The 16,511-nt window shown below is 36.0% G+C and carries 13 protein-coding genes and 1 riboswitch; of the genes, 1 reads left to right on the top strand and 12 read right to left on the bottom strand.

The window, feature by feature from the left end; genetic code table 11:
• Positions 1-6: 6 nt before the first annotated feature.
• The 11 genes from metH to FF52_RS14385 all read right to left on the bottom strand — a co-directional run bounded on the left by metH (position 7) and on the right by FF52_RS14385 (position 14,788).
• A complete protein-coding gene (metH, locus tag FF52_RS14435; protein ID WP_008466615.1) occupies positions 7-2,682 on the bottom strand; it encodes a methionine synthase in 2,676 nt (891 codons plus the stop codon).
• Positions 2,683-2,938: 256 nt separating this feature from the next.
• A complete protein-coding gene (locus FF52_RS14430; RefSeq protein WP_008466613.1) occupies positions 2,939-3,940 on the bottom strand; it encodes a PDDEXK nuclease domain-containing protein in 1,002 nt (333 codons plus the stop codon).
• A 100-nt stretch (positions 3,941-4,040) separates the two neighbouring features.
• The gene (locus FF52_RS14425; RefSeq protein WP_008466611.1) at positions 4,041-5,045 is read right to left on the bottom strand and encodes a homocysteine S-methyltransferase family protein; all 1,005 of its coding nucleotides are present in this window, start codon (positions 5,043-5,045) and stop codon (positions 4,041-4,043) included.
• Between the two features lie 323 nt (positions 5,046-5,368).
• Positions 5,369-5,484, bottom strand: a riboswitch (SAM riboswitch).
• A gap of 501 nt (positions 5,485-5,985) precedes the next feature.
• Complete coding sequence (locus FF52_RS14420; protein ID WP_008466609.1) at positions 5,986-7,038, bottom strand: NAD(P)/FAD-dependent oxidoreductase; 1,053 nt, start codon at positions 7,036-7,038, stop codon at positions 5,986-5,988.
• A gap of 96 nt (positions 7,039-7,134) precedes the next feature.
• Complete coding sequence (locus tag FF52_RS14415) at positions 7,135-7,716, bottom strand: precorrin-2 dehydrogenase/sirohydrochlorin ferrochelatase family protein (RefSeq protein WP_008466607.1); 582 nt, start codon at positions 7,714-7,716, stop codon at positions 7,135-7,137.
• 109 nt (positions 7,717-7,825) lie between these two features.
• Positions 7,826-8,599 carry a uroporphyrinogen-III C-methyltransferase gene (cobA, locus tag FF52_RS14410; protein WP_008466605.1) on the bottom strand — a complete coding sequence of 258 codons (774 nt, stop codon included), beginning with the start codon at positions 8,597-8,599 and terminating at the stop codon, positions 7,826-7,828.
• Positions 8,592-10,682, bottom strand: coding sequence for a HEPN domain-containing protein (locus FF52_RS14405; RefSeq protein ID WP_008466603.1), 2,091 nt, complete (start codon positions 10,680-10,682; stop codon positions 8,592-8,594). The genes cobA and FF52_RS14405 overlap by 8 nt, the downstream gene beginning before the upstream one ends.
• An 80-nt stretch (positions 10,683-10,762) precedes the next feature.
• Positions 10,763-12,007 carry a sulfate adenylyltransferase subunit 1 gene (locus FF52_RS14400; RefSeq protein ID WP_008466602.1) on the bottom strand — a complete coding sequence of 415 codons (1,245 nt, stop codon included), beginning with the start codon at positions 12,005-12,007 and terminating at the stop codon, positions 10,763-10,765.
• A 122-nt stretch (positions 12,008-12,129) separates the two neighbouring features.
• Positions 12,130-13,029 carry a sulfate adenylyltransferase subunit CysD gene (gene cysD / locus FF52_RS14395; RefSeq protein ID WP_008466601.1) on the bottom strand — a complete coding sequence of 300 codons (900 nt, stop codon included), beginning with the start codon at positions 13,027-13,029 and terminating at the stop codon, positions 12,130-12,132.
• Between the two features lie 134 nt (positions 13,030-13,163).
• Positions 13,164-13,874, bottom strand: a complete 711-nt coding sequence (locus FF52_RS14390) for a phosphoadenylyl-sulfate reductase (RefSeq protein WP_008466599.1) — start codon at positions 13,872-13,874, stop codon at positions 13,164-13,166.
• A gap of 26 nt (positions 13,875-13,900) precedes the next feature.
• On the bottom strand, positions 13,901-14,788 hold the full coding sequence (locus FF52_RS14385; RefSeq protein ID WP_123906987.1) for a sulfite exporter TauE/SafE family protein: 888 nt from the start codon (positions 14,786-14,788) through the stop codon (positions 13,901-13,903).
• 311 nt (positions 14,789-15,099) lie between these two features.
• Here FF52_RS14385 and FF52_RS14380 point away from each other — a divergent pair, with 311 nt between their 5' ends.
• Positions 15,100-15,882 (top strand): sulfite exporter TauE/SafE family protein, encoded by a 783-nt coding sequence (locus FF52_RS14380; RefSeq protein WP_008466596.1) that lies wholly within the window; start codon positions 15,100-15,102, stop codon positions 15,880-15,882.
• Positions 15,883-15,976: 94 nt separating this feature from the next.
• On the opposite strand, the gene FF52_RS14375 is transcribed toward FF52_RS14380, so the two are convergent.
• Positions 15,977-16,387: an RrF2 family transcriptional regulator gene (locus tag FF52_RS14375; protein WP_008466594.1), complete on the bottom strand. Its 411-nt coding sequence runs from the start codon at positions 16,385-16,387 to the stop codon at positions 15,977-15,979.
• Positions 16,388-16,511: the final 124 nt, after the last annotated feature.

Below are 16,511 nucleotides of genomic sequence, written 5' to 3'. Positions count from 1 at the left end.
TTTTCGTTAGTCTGCTATATTAGGGTTTAACCATTTCATTGCGTAATCAAGCGGTACATTTCGGCGTTTGGCGTAATCTGTCACCTGATCTTCTTTTATTTTTCCGAGTCCGAAATAGCGGCTTTTCGGATTTCCAAAATAATATCCTGAAACTGATGAAGCTGGCCACATTGCCATACTTTCTGTTAGTTTCACTCCAATTTGTTTTTCAACATCCAAAAGTTTCCAAATCGTTGGCTTCTCCAAGTGATCTGGACAAGCTGGGTAACCCGGAGCCGGACGAATTCCTTTATAACTTTCTTTAATCAATTCTTCGTTGGTTAAAGATTCTTCGCTATCATAACCCCAGAAATCTTTACGCACTCGCTCGTGAAGATATTCGGCGAAAGCCTCAGCAAAACGATCCGCAAGCGCTTTCACCATAATCGAATTATAATCGTCTAAATTCTTTTCGTATTCAGCAGCCCATTCATCTACACCAAAACCTGTGGTTACGCAAAACGCTCCCATATAATCTTCTATTCCACTTTCTTTTGGCAGAATAAAATCGGCTAAAGCGATGTTTGGAGCACCTTTTGTTTTTTGCGACTGCTGACGAAGCGTTAAGAATTTCTCTAATACTTTTCCGTTTTCATCGCGCAATTCGATATCATCGTCATTTACCTGATTCGCAGGGAAAATTCCGTAAATACCTTTTGCTTTTAGTTTTTTCTCAGCTAAAATAACTTTCAGCATTGCCTGAGCATCATTAAAAACAGAAGTGGCTTCTTTACCCACAACCTCATCAGTCAAAATCGCTGGATATTTTCCGTACAATTCCCAAGTCTGGAAGAATGGCGTCCAGTCGATATACGGAACCAAAACATCCAATTCTACTTCGATGGTTTGTGCGCCAATTACTTTTGGTTTAGTCGGCGTATATTCAGACCAATCCAATTGCATTTTGTTCTTACGAGCATCTTCGATCGTTAAGAAATTTTTATCTCTCGAACGATTTAAAAACGTTTCTCTAAACGAATCGTATTCTGCACGAATATCTGCCGCATATATTTTTCTATTATGATCTAACAGATTTCCAGCAACAGTAACGGCTCTCGAAGCATCGTTTACGTGAATTACGGTTTCTCTGTATTGTGGCGCAATTTTCACGGCTGTATGCGCGCGCGAAGTCGTTGCTCCACCAATCATAATCGGGATTTTAATATCTTGTTTGTCTAATTCTTTGGCCAAATAAACCATTTCGTCAAGCGAAGGCGTGATCAGTCCGCTTAATCCAATGATATCTACATTATGTTCGATTGCAGCCGAAATAATTTTCTCTGGAGGAACCATTACTCCTAAATCTACAATCTCATAATTGTTACAAGCCAAAACTACCGAAACAATGTTTTTTCCAATATCATGAACGTCTCCTTTTACGGTTGCCATCAGGATTTTCCCGTTTCCTTGTTTATCTCCGGCTTGTTTGCTTGCTTCAATAAAAGGCAATAAATAAGCAACTGCTTTTTTCATTACACGAGCCGATTTTACAACCTGTGGCAAGAACATTTTTCCACTTCCGAATAAATCTCCAACTACATTCATTCCGGCCATCAAATTGATTTCGATAACTTCAATTGGTTTTGTGGCAGCCAAACGAGCTTCTTCTACATCTTCTTCAATAAAAGTATCGATTCCTTTTACCAATGAATGTGTAATACGATCCTGAACCGATCCTAAACGCCATTCCTGAACGGCTTTTTCATCTGTTTTTGCTTCACCTTTTACACTTTCAGCAAAATCCAAAAGTCTTTCGGTTGCATCGTCGCGTCTGTCCAGAATTACGTCTTCAACGTATTCTAATAAGTCTTTTGGAATATCATCGTAAATCGTCAGCATTTCCGGATTTACGATTCCCATCGTCATTCCGTTTTTAATGGCGTGGTATAAGAACACCGAGTGCATCGCTTCACGAACAACGTCATTTCCTCTAAAAGAGAACGAAACGTTACTTACTCCACCGCTGATATGTGCATGCGGCAAGTTTTCGCGAACCCATTTTGTTCCTCTAAAAAAATCCAATGCGTTCAATCTATGCTCTTCCATTCCAGTTGCAACTGGGAAAATATTCAAATCGAAAATAATATCCTGCGGAGGGAAGTTTACCTTATTCACCAAAATATCATACGAACGCGCACAAATTTCCACTCGACGATCGTAATTGTCGGCCTGACCTACTTCATCAAAAGCCATAACAATAGCCGCAGCTCCATAACGTTTGATTAATTTGGCGTGGTGAATAAAGGCTTCTTCTCCTTCTTTTAACGAAATCGAGTTTACAACGCTTTTTCCTTGCACTACTTTTAGACCAGCTTCGATGATTTCCCATTTCGAACTGTCGATCATAATCGGCACTCTTGAAATGTCTGGTTCTGCAGCGATTAAATTCAAAAATTTAGTCATTGCAGTAACACCGTCAAGCATTCCTTCATCCATATTAATATCGATGATCTGTGCTCCACCTTCTACCTGCTGTCTTGCAATATCAAGTGCTTCGTCATATTTCTCTTCCTTGATTAATCTCAAGAATTTTCTTGAACCTGTTACGTTTGTACGCTCGCCAACATTCACGAAAACACTTTCTGGCGTAATAATCAACGGTTCTAATCCTGATAATACAAGGTCTCTTCTTTTTTCTGTCATTTTTTTTTAAAGTTACTAAGATCCTGAGATACTAAGGTTCTAAGTTTTTTATTCTATTTTTTTCTGTGAGGTTTGTAAAACCTTATAGGTATATTCTTTTTCAATATTTTAATTTGGGCGTGCCCCTCCGGGTCGGGCTATCCGTTACAAGTCCTCGCTCTTCCTTCGTCAGGCTGTGGGCTTTTCACTTCTATCCCTCACGCAATCTCGGTTTCATAAGACTATTTATGTTTTCCAAGTTTCAATTTTTATTATTTTATTCTTCCAGCAATTTATCCAATTGATTTTGAAGTGTTTTTTTATCTGGTAGATACAATTGATATTTACTCAAGAGCACTTTATTTGTTATACTATCCGTTGCATATTCAACCAAAATATGATTTTTATGTGCGCCTAAAACAATCCCAATTGGTTCATTATCTCCCTCAGTTGCTTCTTCTTTTTTGAAATAATTCAGATACAAATTCATTTGACCAATATCCTGATGGTCAATTTCGCCTCTTTTCAAATCTACCAAAACAAAACATTTTAGTATTCGATGATAAAAAAGCAAGTCTAAATAAAAATGTCTTCCACCAATACTCATTCGATATTGTCTGCCTATAAAAGCAAAACCTTTTCCCATTTCCATAATGAATTGCTGTAGATTAGAAATAATTTTCTCTTCCAGCTCATTTTCTAAATATTGATATTGTTCAGGAATATTTAAAAAGTCCAGTACAAATGGGTCTTTAATCAAATCTTCCGCATTTTCTACAACATGTCCTTCTTTAGCCAATCTCAAAACGCCTTCTTTATCTTTGCTCAAAGCTAATCTTTCAAACAGTGAACTCTTCATTTGACGTTTTAATTCTCTTACACTCCAACGCTCATGCTGACATTGTTTAGCATAAAAGCCTAATTCTAAATCATTATTTGATTTTAATATTTCTGTATAATGACTCCAAGTCAATTGTCCAGACAGTGTCTGGATATTTTGAAACTTGATATAAAATTGGCGTATCTGAAAAAGATTCGAGCGACCAAAACCTTTACCATACTTTTGTGTCAAATCATTAGAAAGCGTATCCAGTAATTGACTTCCGTATTCAGCTTTTTCATTTCCTTTTTGCTCAAACTCTACAATATGCTGACCTACGTACCAATATGTCTGCACCAAAATTGTATTGACTGATTTTACAGCTTGCTGCCTTCCTTGTTGCAACAAACTGCCAATTTTATCTATAAGTTCATTATAAGGTTGTTTCTCTAAACTCATAATTGTCTTTTACAATTTTAATGTAATAAATTCCGATGATATAGAACTTTATTTCTTCTTAAAACATACCTACAAGGTTTTGAAAACCTTGCAGGAAACGTCACTCAAAAACTGGCGCAACTCTCGGCTTATAATCCTTCGCAACCTCAGCCATTAATCGAATATGATCTGGCGTTGTTCCGCAACAACCTCCTATGATATTAATTAAATTATCCTCTAAATATTCTTTAATGAATGCTTGAGTTTGTTCTGGTGTTTCATCGTACTGTCCGAAAGCGTTTGGTAATCCTGCATTTGGATGCGCCGAAACATTAAAACTTGTGTTATGCGCTAATGTTTTCAAATACGGTTTCAACAAATCGGCACCAAGAGCGCAATTGAATCCTACGCTTAATAACGGAATATGTGAAACTGAAATCAAAAATGCTTCAACAGTTTGTCCAGAGAGTGTTCTTCCTGAAGCATCGGTAATTGTTCCAGAAACCATGATTGGAATATCAAGATTGCGTTCTTCTTTTACTTCTTCGATTGCAAAAAGTGCCGCTTTTGCATTTAATGTATCGAAGATGGTTTCTACTAAAAGTAAATCACAGCCACCATCCATTAAAGCTTCTGCTTGTTGTTTGTACGCAATTCGTAAATCGTCAAACGTTACGGCTCTGTAACCTGGATCGTTTACATCTGGCGACATACTTGCAGTACGGTTTGTCGGGCCAATTGAACCGGCTACGAAACGTGGTTTTTCTGGATTTTTTGCGGTAAACTCATCGGCAACCTCGCGCGCAAGTTTTGCCGATTCATAGTTTAACTCGTAAACCAAATCTTCCATGTGATAATCGGCCATACCGATTGTTGTTCCAGAGAAAGTATTGGTTTCTACGATGTCGGCACCTGCTTCAAAATAAGCGGCATGTACATCGCGGATTGCTTGTGGTTGTGTTAAGGATAGTAAATCGTTGTTTCCTTTTAACGGATGCGGAAAATCTTTGAAACGCTCTCCTCTGAAATCTTCTTCTGAGAAATTATAGCGTTGCAACATTGTTCCCATTGCTCCGTCAAGGATTAAGATATTTTTTTTTATTGCTTCTTGAATTGTTATTGCCATGGCTCTTTTTTTAGCTTCTGAGATACTAAGGTTCTAAGATGCTAAGTTTTTTTATTATGATTGTGAAGTTTAAACCTAACAGGTTTTAAAAAACCTGTTAGGTTTGCTTCGGATACTTTTTTCACTTTATTTCCAAAAGTGCACTATTGCTGGCTCATTAGCCCCGATTGAGCCGGTATCCTCGCAATGAAATGGAGAGATATAGGCGAAAGCGGGAACTACTGACTGCAAAATGCGCCAATGATTCGCTCCTTCTACTGAATTGCTTCGGTAAATATTGTACGTTGTCTGGAAAAGTTTTGAGAAATACTTGTAATGTATTTGTGTTATCTATCTTTAATACTTGAAAATTAGTAAAAAGTAGAATTTAGCACCTTCTTTATGGTAAAGGGTTGCTAAGGTTTCATTGGGTCTGTCCCTCCGCCTTTCGTGATAACTAACAATAATTTTAAGAACAGTGCAAAGGTATGAAATGGCAATTCGATTTGCAAATGTTTTTTTTAAGATGCTGAGACTCTAAGATTCTAAGTTTCTAAGTTTTTTTTAGTTTCTGTTTTTCAAATATAGCCCGCGGTTTCAACCGCGGGAACGTATTGTGATTATGCGATGCGTTTATTCGTTGTCTTCCAGTGGTTGAAACCACTGGCTATATTTTTTTATGTGTTTTGTGTTTATAAAAAATGTTTAAGATTTTCATTGTGTTTTTGCCTGTGCCTTTTAGCTCCGGAGGAGCATAATATTTATAGAAAAACAATGAGCATAACACAAAAGCTCCAGCGGAGCGACATATATGTCGCTCCGCTGGAGCTCTTTTGCAAAACGAATAATTTCTTTTCTACAAATATTTCATCTCTCTGGGATTATTCATGGTAATAAAAAAAAGCCCAAACTAAAAGTTTGAGCTTCTATATAAATCTTAGCGTCTTAGAATCTTAGCGTCTTAGACAATCGCCTTCACAACTGCTTTTGGAGCTTCTTTACGAGTTCCGTCGAAACCATCAACTCCAGAAACTGTTGTATATTTCAATACATATTTTTTACCTGGATTGATGATTTGGTAAGCGGCCTGACACATTAAAGTGGCTTCGTGGAAACCGCAAAGGATTAACTTTAATTTTCCTGGGTATGTATTTACGTCTCCAATTGCGAAGATTCCCGGAATGTTAGTTTGGTAATCTAATGCATTGTTTACTTTGATAGCATTTTTCTCGATTTCTAATCCCCAGTCACCGATTGGACCTAATTTTGGTGTTAATCCGAAAAGTGGAATAAAATAATCCGTTTCGATTTTACGGTGTGCTCCATTTTCTTCGATGTCCAAAGATTCTACGTGCTCTGCACCGTTGATTCCGATAACTTCAGCCGGAGTAATTAATTTAATTTTTCCTGCTGATTTTAATTCCTGTACTTTTTCTACTGAATCAAGAGCTCCTCTGAATTCGTTTCTTCTGTGGATCAAAGTTACTTCTGAAGCTACGTTTGCTAAGAAAATTGACCAGTCTAATGCTGAATCTCCTCCTCCTGCAATAACAACTCTTTTATCTCTGAATTTCTCAGGATTTTTAATGAAGTATTTTACTCCTTTATCTTCATAAAACTCGATATCTTCAATAAGTGGCTTACGAGGTTCGAAACTTCCTAAACCTCCCGCGATTGCGATAACCGGCGCGTGGAATTTAGTCCCTTTGTTTGAGGTTACAATGAAAGTTCCGTCTTCTTGCTTATCGATTGTTTCTGCACGTTCTCCTAAAGTAAATCCTGGCTCAAATTGCTTAATTTGCTCCATTAATCCGTCGATTAAGTCTCCGGCTAAAACTTCTGGGAATCCAGGAATATCATAAATTGGCTTTTTTGGATATAACTCTGATAGTTGCCCTCCTGCTTGTGGAAGCGCATCTAAAATGTGGCATTTTAATTTTAACAATCCTGCCTCAAATACGGCAAATAAACCTGTTGGCCCTGCTCCAATTATAAGTATATCTGTTTTAATCATTATGTTATTGTTTATAATCATTCTTAATAACGCAAAGAAACGAATAAATCCTTGTACTTTCAATGATTTTTATCATTAATTTCTTTCCGAAACTTTTTACTCTCTATTTTTTAATGAAGAGGTAATCTCGTTCATTCTTTTAACCTTTTCTTCAAAATTGCCTTTTAAGGTTTTTCGGTATTCATTCAGATTCTCAACCATTTGATTGATATCTTCTGGAATTACTTCTTCGAAAAACTCCCGAAGTCTTTTGGCTGTCGTCGGCGATTTTCCGTTTGTTGAAATGGCGATTTTGACATTTCCTTTTGTTACGATTCCGCCCAGATAATAATCGCATAAATCTGGCGTATCGGCGATATTGCAAATCAAATAGCGCTTTCTCGCTAAATCGTAAACCTTTTTATTTACTTTCAAATCGTCTGTACAGGCAATTACCATGTGACGTTTTTTGAGCATTTTCTTTTTAAACTTCGATCTTGTTAATGTTATCGAAGGATGTTTTTCGGCCAGAACTTTTATTTCTAAATGAAATTCTTTTGCCACTACCTCAACATTTGCATTCGGACTTGACTTGAGCAAGAAAGAAAGCTTTTCCAGACCTACATTTCCTCCACCAACAATCAATACATTTAAATTGTGAAGCTTTAGAAATATGGGATATAATTCGTTTTGTTCCATGTTACCAATATGTTGTTCCTAACGGAACAATTAATAATGCAAACTTCGGGTTAAAACCTGACGCTACAAAATCGGTTGTCAATCAAATGTTCCTGAGGAACATGCAATTTTAACGAATGGTTTCTTTTGATAGAAATTCTTCGTAAAATCCTTTTAGCTTATTGCTTTCACGGACAACTTCGCCTAAAACAATAATCGCTGGTGAACCTAATTCTTTTTGTTTTACAACTTCTAAAATCGAATCGACTGTGCCTACGCCAACTTTTTCTTCAGCTGTTGTTCCGTTTTGGATGATTGCAACAGGTAAGTTTCCTTTATCTTCTTTTTGAAATAAATCGATAATTTGAGACAATTTGTGCATTCCCATCAAAATCACTACTGTGGCAGAGGATTGTGCTGCTAAAGCTACATCTGATGATAATTTTCTATCAGAAGTTGTTCCCGTAATTACCCAAAAGCTTTCTGAAACTCCTCTTTTTGTTATCGAAATTCCTTGAATTGCTGGAACTGCGACTACAGATGAAATTCCAGGAACTACGATTGTTTCGATTCCGAAACTTTCTGCAAAATCAACTTCTTCTCCACCTCTTCCGAAAATAAATGGATCTCCACCTTTTAATCTCACCACGTTTCCGTATGTCAGTGCATTATCTACAATCAATTGATTGATTTGATCTTGCGTATAAGCATGATTCCCAATTCTTTTTCCAACAAAAATTCGGATGGCATTTTTTGGCGCGTAATCTAGAATTTCTTCGTTGGCCAAAGCGTCATATAAAACCACATTAGCTTCAGCCAATGCTTTTACAGCTTTGAGCGTCAGTAAATCGGGATCGCCCGGACCTGCACCGACTAAAGTTATTTTGGGTTTTATATTATGCATTTGCTAATTCCTGTGCTCTGAAAGTTTCGATTTTATCAAAGAAAACTGTTGCTTGTGCAATGTAATCTTTAGCGAAAGCTTCAGATGGTTCGTTTTTATTGATTTGGTAAACCAAGTCTTTAAAAGTTGAGTTTAATTCGATTTTATTAGTATCAATAAAAACAGTATCAAACAAATCCACGATTCCTGCGTGATTATTTGTTTTTTGGTTTTCTGCCAATAGTAAAGCTTTTGCACCGTTTACAAATCCGGCGTAAGCATGGTAAATCGCATCTGACCATTTTTTCTCATCGAAAGATTCCTGAGCCAAAATCAATTTTTCTTTAGCTTCAAACAATAATGTAGCTACTAAATCGATCACAACTCCGGCACATTCTCCAACTCCAACTGCTTTTACGTAATTGTCCGCGTTACCCCAATCTACAAAATCAGCTTCCGTTAAATTGGTAACATCAGATAATGGTTTTAAAATTTCGTAGAAGTATTTTTCTCCTTTTGAATCGTAATAATTCAGGAATTTTTCTCCATTTCCATTAGCATCAAAATCATTTAAAATAGTGCGTAATGCTTCTGGCCCTCTACGGCTAGGAATTTTGATTACTTTATCAGCAAAACGTCCTTCTCCGTTTCCTAATCTTCCTCCTCCTAACAAAACTTGTAAAGCCGGAGCTACTAATTTTCCTGAGTTGATAGACATTCCTTGGAATCCAATTGCAGACATATTATGCTGCCCGCAAGCATTCATACAGCCTGAAATTTTAATTTCGATTTCACGGTTGTTTAAATACTGAGGATATTCTGTTTTTAAAACTCTTTCTAATTCTTCTGCAATACCGGTACTACTTGCAATCCCCAAATTGCAAGTATCTGTACCCGGACATGCCGTAATATCTCCAACTGAATTATATCCTAAATGAACAAAGTCAAGTTTGGCTAATTCTTGATAAAAGAAAGGAAGATTCTCTTCTTTTACGTGACGTATTACAATATTTTGACGCAATGAAAAACGTAATTCGTTTGCTGCGTAATTTTTAATTAAATCGGCTAATAATCTTGCTTTATCAGTGTAAAAATCTCCCAATAAAACTTTGATTCCAATAGCGTAATAACCTTCTTGCTTTTGCTTAATTACATTCGATTTTTTCCACGCTTCATACGCTTCTGTATCTTCAATTGTAACTTGCGGAACTTCTAAAACTGGTTCTGCAATTGGCCCTTCAAAAGCAGTGGTGTCGATTTCATATGTTTCAAAAGCAATCGCTTTTTTCTCATTTTCAACCAATTCTAAAAAGGCATCTTTCCCGATTTCTTTGATTAAGAATTTCATACGTGCTTTCATTCTTTTAGCACGTTCTCCATATCTGTCAAAAATACGGATGATTCCTTCTGCCGTTGGTATAATTTGGTTAACTGGAACAAACTCTGAAAGCAATTCTGCATGTGCTGGCTGAGATCCTAAACCTCCTCCAAACATGATTTTGAAACCTTTTTGTCCGTCTTTAATTTTCGGTATAAATCCTAAATCGTGCAAATAGCTCAAAGCCGTATCTTCGTCTGAAGAAGAGAACGCAATTTTGAATTTACGCCCCATTTCCTGACAGATTGGGTTTCTTAATAAGTATTGGAACATCCCGTGCGCATAAGGCGTAACGTCAAATGGTTCGTTTACGTCAACTCCTGCCAATTCACTTCCTGTAATATTTCTAACTGTATTACCACATGCTTCACGCAATGTAATATCGTCTTTTGCTAATTCTGACCAAAGCTCAGGTGTTCTGTCTAAACTCACGTAGTGAATCTGAATATCCTGACGTGTTGTAATATGCAGACGGCCTGTTGAATATTTATCTGAAACCTCTGTAATTCTTCTCAACTGCTCGCTGGTTACTTTACCATAAGGCAATTTGATACGAATCATCTGAACACCTTCCTGACGCTGACCGTAGATTCCACGAGCCAAACGAAGACTACGAAAACGCTCATCATCAATTTTTCCTCCGCGGAATAAGTGAATCTTTTTTTCTAATTCGATAATCTCCTTCTGAACTACCGGATTTTCTATTTCTGTTCTAAAACTTTCCATTTCTTTTTAGTTTTTGGTTGTCAGTTGCTGGTTGTTGGTTTGCTGGCAGATAACTATCAACCAAAACCATTTACGATCAATTATCGAATAAACCCTACTCCTGCTGTTGTGTTTGTTGCTGTATCAATTAAGATGAAAGCTCCGTTTGATTTGTTTTCGTTGTACGGATCAAAATATAACGGTTTGCTTAATTTGATGCTCACTTCTCCGATTTCGTTAATTGCTAATTGTGTTGCCGGAGTTGTTCCTGAATAATCTGTTGCAATAGTATTTTTAATGCTTTCTACTTTTGCTAAAACTCTGTTTGTATTATGTTGTACCAAGTATTTTGTTCCTGGAACGAGTTTTTTGCTGTCCATCCAGCAAACTGTTGTCGTAATATCTTTTTCAATTTTTGGGAGCTCATCTGATTTTACAATCATATCACCTCTCGTTACATTGATATCATTTTCTAATTCGATTGTAATTGAAGAACCTGCTGTAGCTTCATCAAATTGCTTATCGAAAAAGTGAATTTTAGATACTTTTGATTCTGTTAACGATGGAAGAACTGTAACTGCATCTCCAACTTTAATAGAGTTTCCGTACAATTTTCCAGCGTATCCTCTGAAATCGTGGTATTCTTCTGTTTTTGGACGAATAACGGTCTGAACTGGAAAACGCGCTTTTCCTGCTTCGTAAACATCATGAGAATGCAATCCTTCTAAATGCTCTAAAACCGTTTGTCCTTCGTACCAAGGCATATTTTCTGATTTATCAACCACGTTTCCACCATTGATCGCGCTTAACGGAATATAGCTTACGTTTTGCTCTTTGAAAGTACTTTTTGCATTTAAAGCCTCAAAATCAGCTTTGATTTTATTGAAAACCTCTTCTGAGTAATCAACCAGATCCATTTTGTTGATGGCCACGATTACTTCTTTTACTCTCAATAAATTGTTGATGAAAAAGTGACGGTATGTTTGCTCAATAACGCCTTTTCTGGCATCAATCAAAATGATAGAAACCTGAGAAGTCGAAGCTCCTGTAACCATGTTTCTAGTGTATTCTACGTGTCCAGGAGTATCGGCAATAATGTAACTTTTCTTTGCAGTCGAAAAATAAATGTGTGCAACATCAATCGTAATTCCTTGCTCTCTTTCTGCTACTAGTCCGTCAGTTGCCAAGGAAAAATCAAGGTAATCGTATCCTTTTTGTTTACTGCTTTTTTCGATTGCTTCTATTTTATCAGTTGTCAACGATTTTGTATCGTACAATAATCTTCCGATTAAAGTACTTTTTCCGTCATCTACACTTCCTGCTGTTGCTATTTTTAAAACGTCCATCTTATATATTGTTTCAGGTTTAAAGTTTCAGGTTTCATGTTCTCTCGAAACTTATAAATCTGTATGTTTTTGTTTTTTTGATTCTACTTTTTAATTATCAATTGTTAATTATTAATTATCAATTAAAAATATCCTTGTTGTTTTCTTTTTTCCATTGCAGCTTCAGAACGTTTGTCGTCGATTCTGGCGCCTCTTTCAGAAATGGTTGATGATCTGATTTCGCCCACAACCTCTTCGATTGTTGCTGCGTAAGATTCAACTGCTGCTGTACAGCTCATATCTCCAACGGTTCTGAAGCGAACAATTCTTTCTTCGATTTGTTCGTCTTCTTCTTGGTACACAAAAGGAGAATGCGACCAGATTAAACCGTCTCTCAAAAAAACTTTTCTTTTATGTGAGAAATAGATTGATGGAATCTCGATTTTTTCTTTCTCGATATAACTCCAAACATCTAATTCTGTCCAGTTTGAAATTGGGAAAACACGAACGTTTTGTCCATTTTCAATTTTTCCATTTAAAATATCAAACAATTCAGGTCTTTGATTTTTCTCGTCCCATTGTCCGAAATCATCACGAACAGAGAAAATACGTTCTTTAGCTCGCGCTTTCTCTTCATCACGACGCGCACCCCCAATACAAGCATCAAACTTAAATTCTTCAATTGCATCTAAAAGTGTTGTTGTTTGCAAACTGTTTCTACTAGAATATTTTCCAGTTTCTTCCACCACTTTTCCTTCATCAATAGCATCCTGAACATTACGAACAATCAACTCTAAACCTAACTCTTCTACCAATTTATCTCTGAAAGCGATTGTCTCAGGAAAATTGTGTCCCGTATCAACGTGCAAAAGAGGAAACGGAATCTTAGCAGGGAAAAATGCTTTTTGCGCCAAACGCACTAACGTAATAGAATCTTTTCCTCCTGAGAAAAGTAAAACCGGTTTGTCAAACTGTGAAATTACTTCTCTGAAAATGTATATCGCTTCACTCTCTAAAGCGTTTGTTTTTAATACTGAACTCATTGTTTTTTTGTTTGATATTTTTTAGTTTCAAGTTTTAAGTTTCAAGTTTGCCTGATCTAAAAATCTCCACTCTTTATTCTATAATCTATTTTCTATTCTCTAAAAAAGTCTTGCCTCTTGCTTCTTTCTTCTATCTATTCTTTCTTAGCACTATGCAGCCCGCACTCTTTATGGCTTGATTCCCACCACCATCTTCCAGCTCTAATATCTTCTCCAGGGAAAATCGCTCTGGTACATGGCGCGCATCCAATACTTACGAAACCTTGTTTATGTAAAGCATTTTGTGGAACATTATTTTCTGAAAGATATATTTCAACTTCTTCTAAAGTCCATTTTAATAACGGATTGAATTTGATGATTTCGAAGTTTCCATCGTATTCAAACAAACTTAAATCTTGTCTGTTTTCTGATTGTTCGGCTCTTAATCCTGTAATCCAAACTGAATTTCCGGCCAAAGCTTTTCTCAACGGAACCACTTTTCGAATAAAACAGCATTCTTTTCGGTTTTCAACTGAATCGTAAAAGCTGTTTGGCCCTTTAGTCTGAAGCAGATTTTCTACTGAAGTTGCTTCTGGAAAATAAACTTCAATCGGTCTTTTGTATTTTTTTAATGTTTTATGAAAAACATCATACGTTTCCTGAAATAATCTTCCTGTATCTAAAGTAAACACCTTAATATCTGTATCACTTTTTGCAATTAAATCGGTAATTACCTGATCTTCTTGTCCAAAAGAAGTCGAAAAAATGACTTTTCCCGGAAATTCTTTTGCTAAAAAAACTAAGGTTTCGTCAAGCGAAAGATTTTTAGTTTTCTCTAATAATTCTTGTACAATAATCGCACTCATAAATCTTTTCCTTTCTAAAATTATCTTTACAATAATTTAGATAATGTTTTTAAACTCAATATTATAATTAGAATCCCAACGGCAACCATCATTGGTTTTCTCTTGATTTTATTTACTAAATAAGCTGCCAAAGGCGCTGAAACGACTCCTCCTAAAATCAATCCGATGATCACCTGCCAGCCGTGGATTCCTCCAAAAAGCATAAAGGTGATACCGCTTGCAAATGAAATCGCAAATTCAGCAGCGTTTACTGAACCAATTGTATATCTTGGGTTTCTTCCTCTTCCTAATAAAGTCGAAGTTACGATTGGCCCCCAACCTCCGCCTCCAACAGAATCCATAAATCCGCCAAAAACAGCTAAAGCGCCCAATTTTTTAGTTTTCTTTTTTACTATACTCTTTTTCAATGCCTTTCTGATAATAACAATTGCTAAAATCATCATATAAACTGCAATAAAAGGCTTAATAACGTCGCCATCAATTACATCAGACAATAAGTAAGCTCCTGTAATCGAGCCTAAAACTCCGGGAATCAATAAATGCTTTACCAGTTTTTTATTAATGTTTCCGAAACGATGATGCGAAAGTGCAGATGCACCCGTTGTAAACATTTCTGAAACGTGAACTGCTGTACTACTTACAACTGGTGGCACTCCGTAAGCCAATAAAAATGACGTTGAAGTTGCTCCGTAACCCATTCCTAAAGTACCATCAACCAATTGAGCAAAAACTCCAATGGCCAAAAACACTAAAAACTCCGCATTAAAACCATTCACAAATCCATCCCACGTAAATTCTGCGTGATGATTATATATTAAAACAGATAATAAACCTACTAGTAAAACAACAGGAATTCCAATCCAAAGCTTTTCCTTAAAAGAATCAGCACTATTTATTTTCAGTTCTTTCTCCATATTTAACATGTTTAAATTTGTTTCAAACCCATTACCCTATCGGGTTAGTAGATTACTTTGCAAAAATACTACTTATTTCTAAATTACAAAGCAATATTATTATTTTTTTAAACCCTAAAACCTTCATTTATTATGTTCTAAAATAGAGCTTTAAGAATTTTGCAGTATAATTTCACAAATAAGGCCGTATTTCAAGATATTCCAACAATTTATGAGTCAAAAACATTTGTTTGTTAAATACATTTTTTAATCTCTATAAAATCGATAGGATTATTATAAAAATATTGTATTTTAGCGCCAAATTTTTTAGCATGGATTTTCAAATAGGTCTTGTAATTGCCGGATTAACTGTTGGTTTCATTGTAGGATTAACTGGAGTTGGCGGCGGTTCCTTAATGACCCCCATTTTATTATACTTTAATATCCCCCCAACAACAGCAGTAGGAACCGATTTACTTTATGCCGCTTTTACTAAAGCCGGAGGAATATTTGTACACAATAAAAAAGGAAACATCAACTGGAAAATTACAGGCTGGCTAACTTTAGGGAGTGTTCCCGCTGCATTGCTGACTTTGTGGATTTTAAACAGCATTAAAACCGACATCGAAACTATAAATCGCGTCATTAAATATAGTTTGGGCTGGGCATTACTATTTACCTCTGTGGCCATTATATTCAAAAAAAAGCTTTTGAAATTTTCTCAAAAACATGCTGGCGATAAATTCCACAGCGAAAGTACTACACAAAATATGCTGACGATTGGAATTGGCGTTTTATTAGGAGCAACTGTAACCTTAACCTCTATTGGAGCAGGCGCATTAGGAACCGTAACTTTATTTTTCTTATATCCTCTATTACCAACACCTCGATTGGTTGGAACTGAAATCGCACATGCTGTTCCGTTAACTTTAGTTGCCGGAATCGGACATGCTTCTATGGGAAATCTAGATTTAAGCTTACTAGGACAATTACTAATGGGATCGCTTCCAGGGATTTATATGGGAAGTATGCTTAGCGGGAAAGTGCCAGATCAGTTTCTTAGAAATGCTATTGCGGTAATGCTCTTCTTGGCTGGATATAAATTAATATTTTAAATAAGCTTTTAAACACAGTATTAGAAATATAAGTTCATGTTAGACTTTGTGTAAAGTTTTTTTGCTGAACTTATATTCCTTATATAGTGAAAAATTAAAAAGCAATATCTGCTAAAGAATTGCTTTCTAATATTTTAAGGGTATTATCTCGAACTTCAGTCATTAATCGGCGTGCTGCGCAAGTTGATTCATCATCGCAATCATCGCATCTTTCGTAGAAATTATGACTTGCACATGGAAGCAATGCAATTGGCCCCTCCAAAATTCGATAAACCTTTGCCATACTGATATCTTTTGGGTCTTTTATCAGATAATAACCTCCGCCTTTTCCTTTTTTAGCCCCCAGAAAACCAGAATTTCTCAGAAGCAACAAAATACTTTCTAAAAATTTAATTGAAATATGCTCGCTTTTTGCAATTTCTGCAATTTGTACAGGCTCATTATTCTCACGTCTAGCTAAATAAGTTAAAGCTTTAATTCCGTATTTTGTTTTCTTTGAAAGCACTATTTTATATTTTAGATTATAGAATCTAGATTTTAGATTTTCCTAAAATGAACAATTCCATATTATTCTGCAACAAAAATAGGCTTTTTAAATGAGAAAAATAATAGTTAGATAGTTAAATTCT

The organism is Flavobacterium sp. F52, from assembly GCF_000278705.1.
Taxonomy (GTDB): domain Bacteria; phylum Bacteroidota; class Bacteroidia; order Flavobacteriales; family Flavobacteriaceae; genus Flavobacterium; species Flavobacterium anhuiense.
This window is presented reverse-complemented; position numbering and strand designations above follow the sequence as displayed.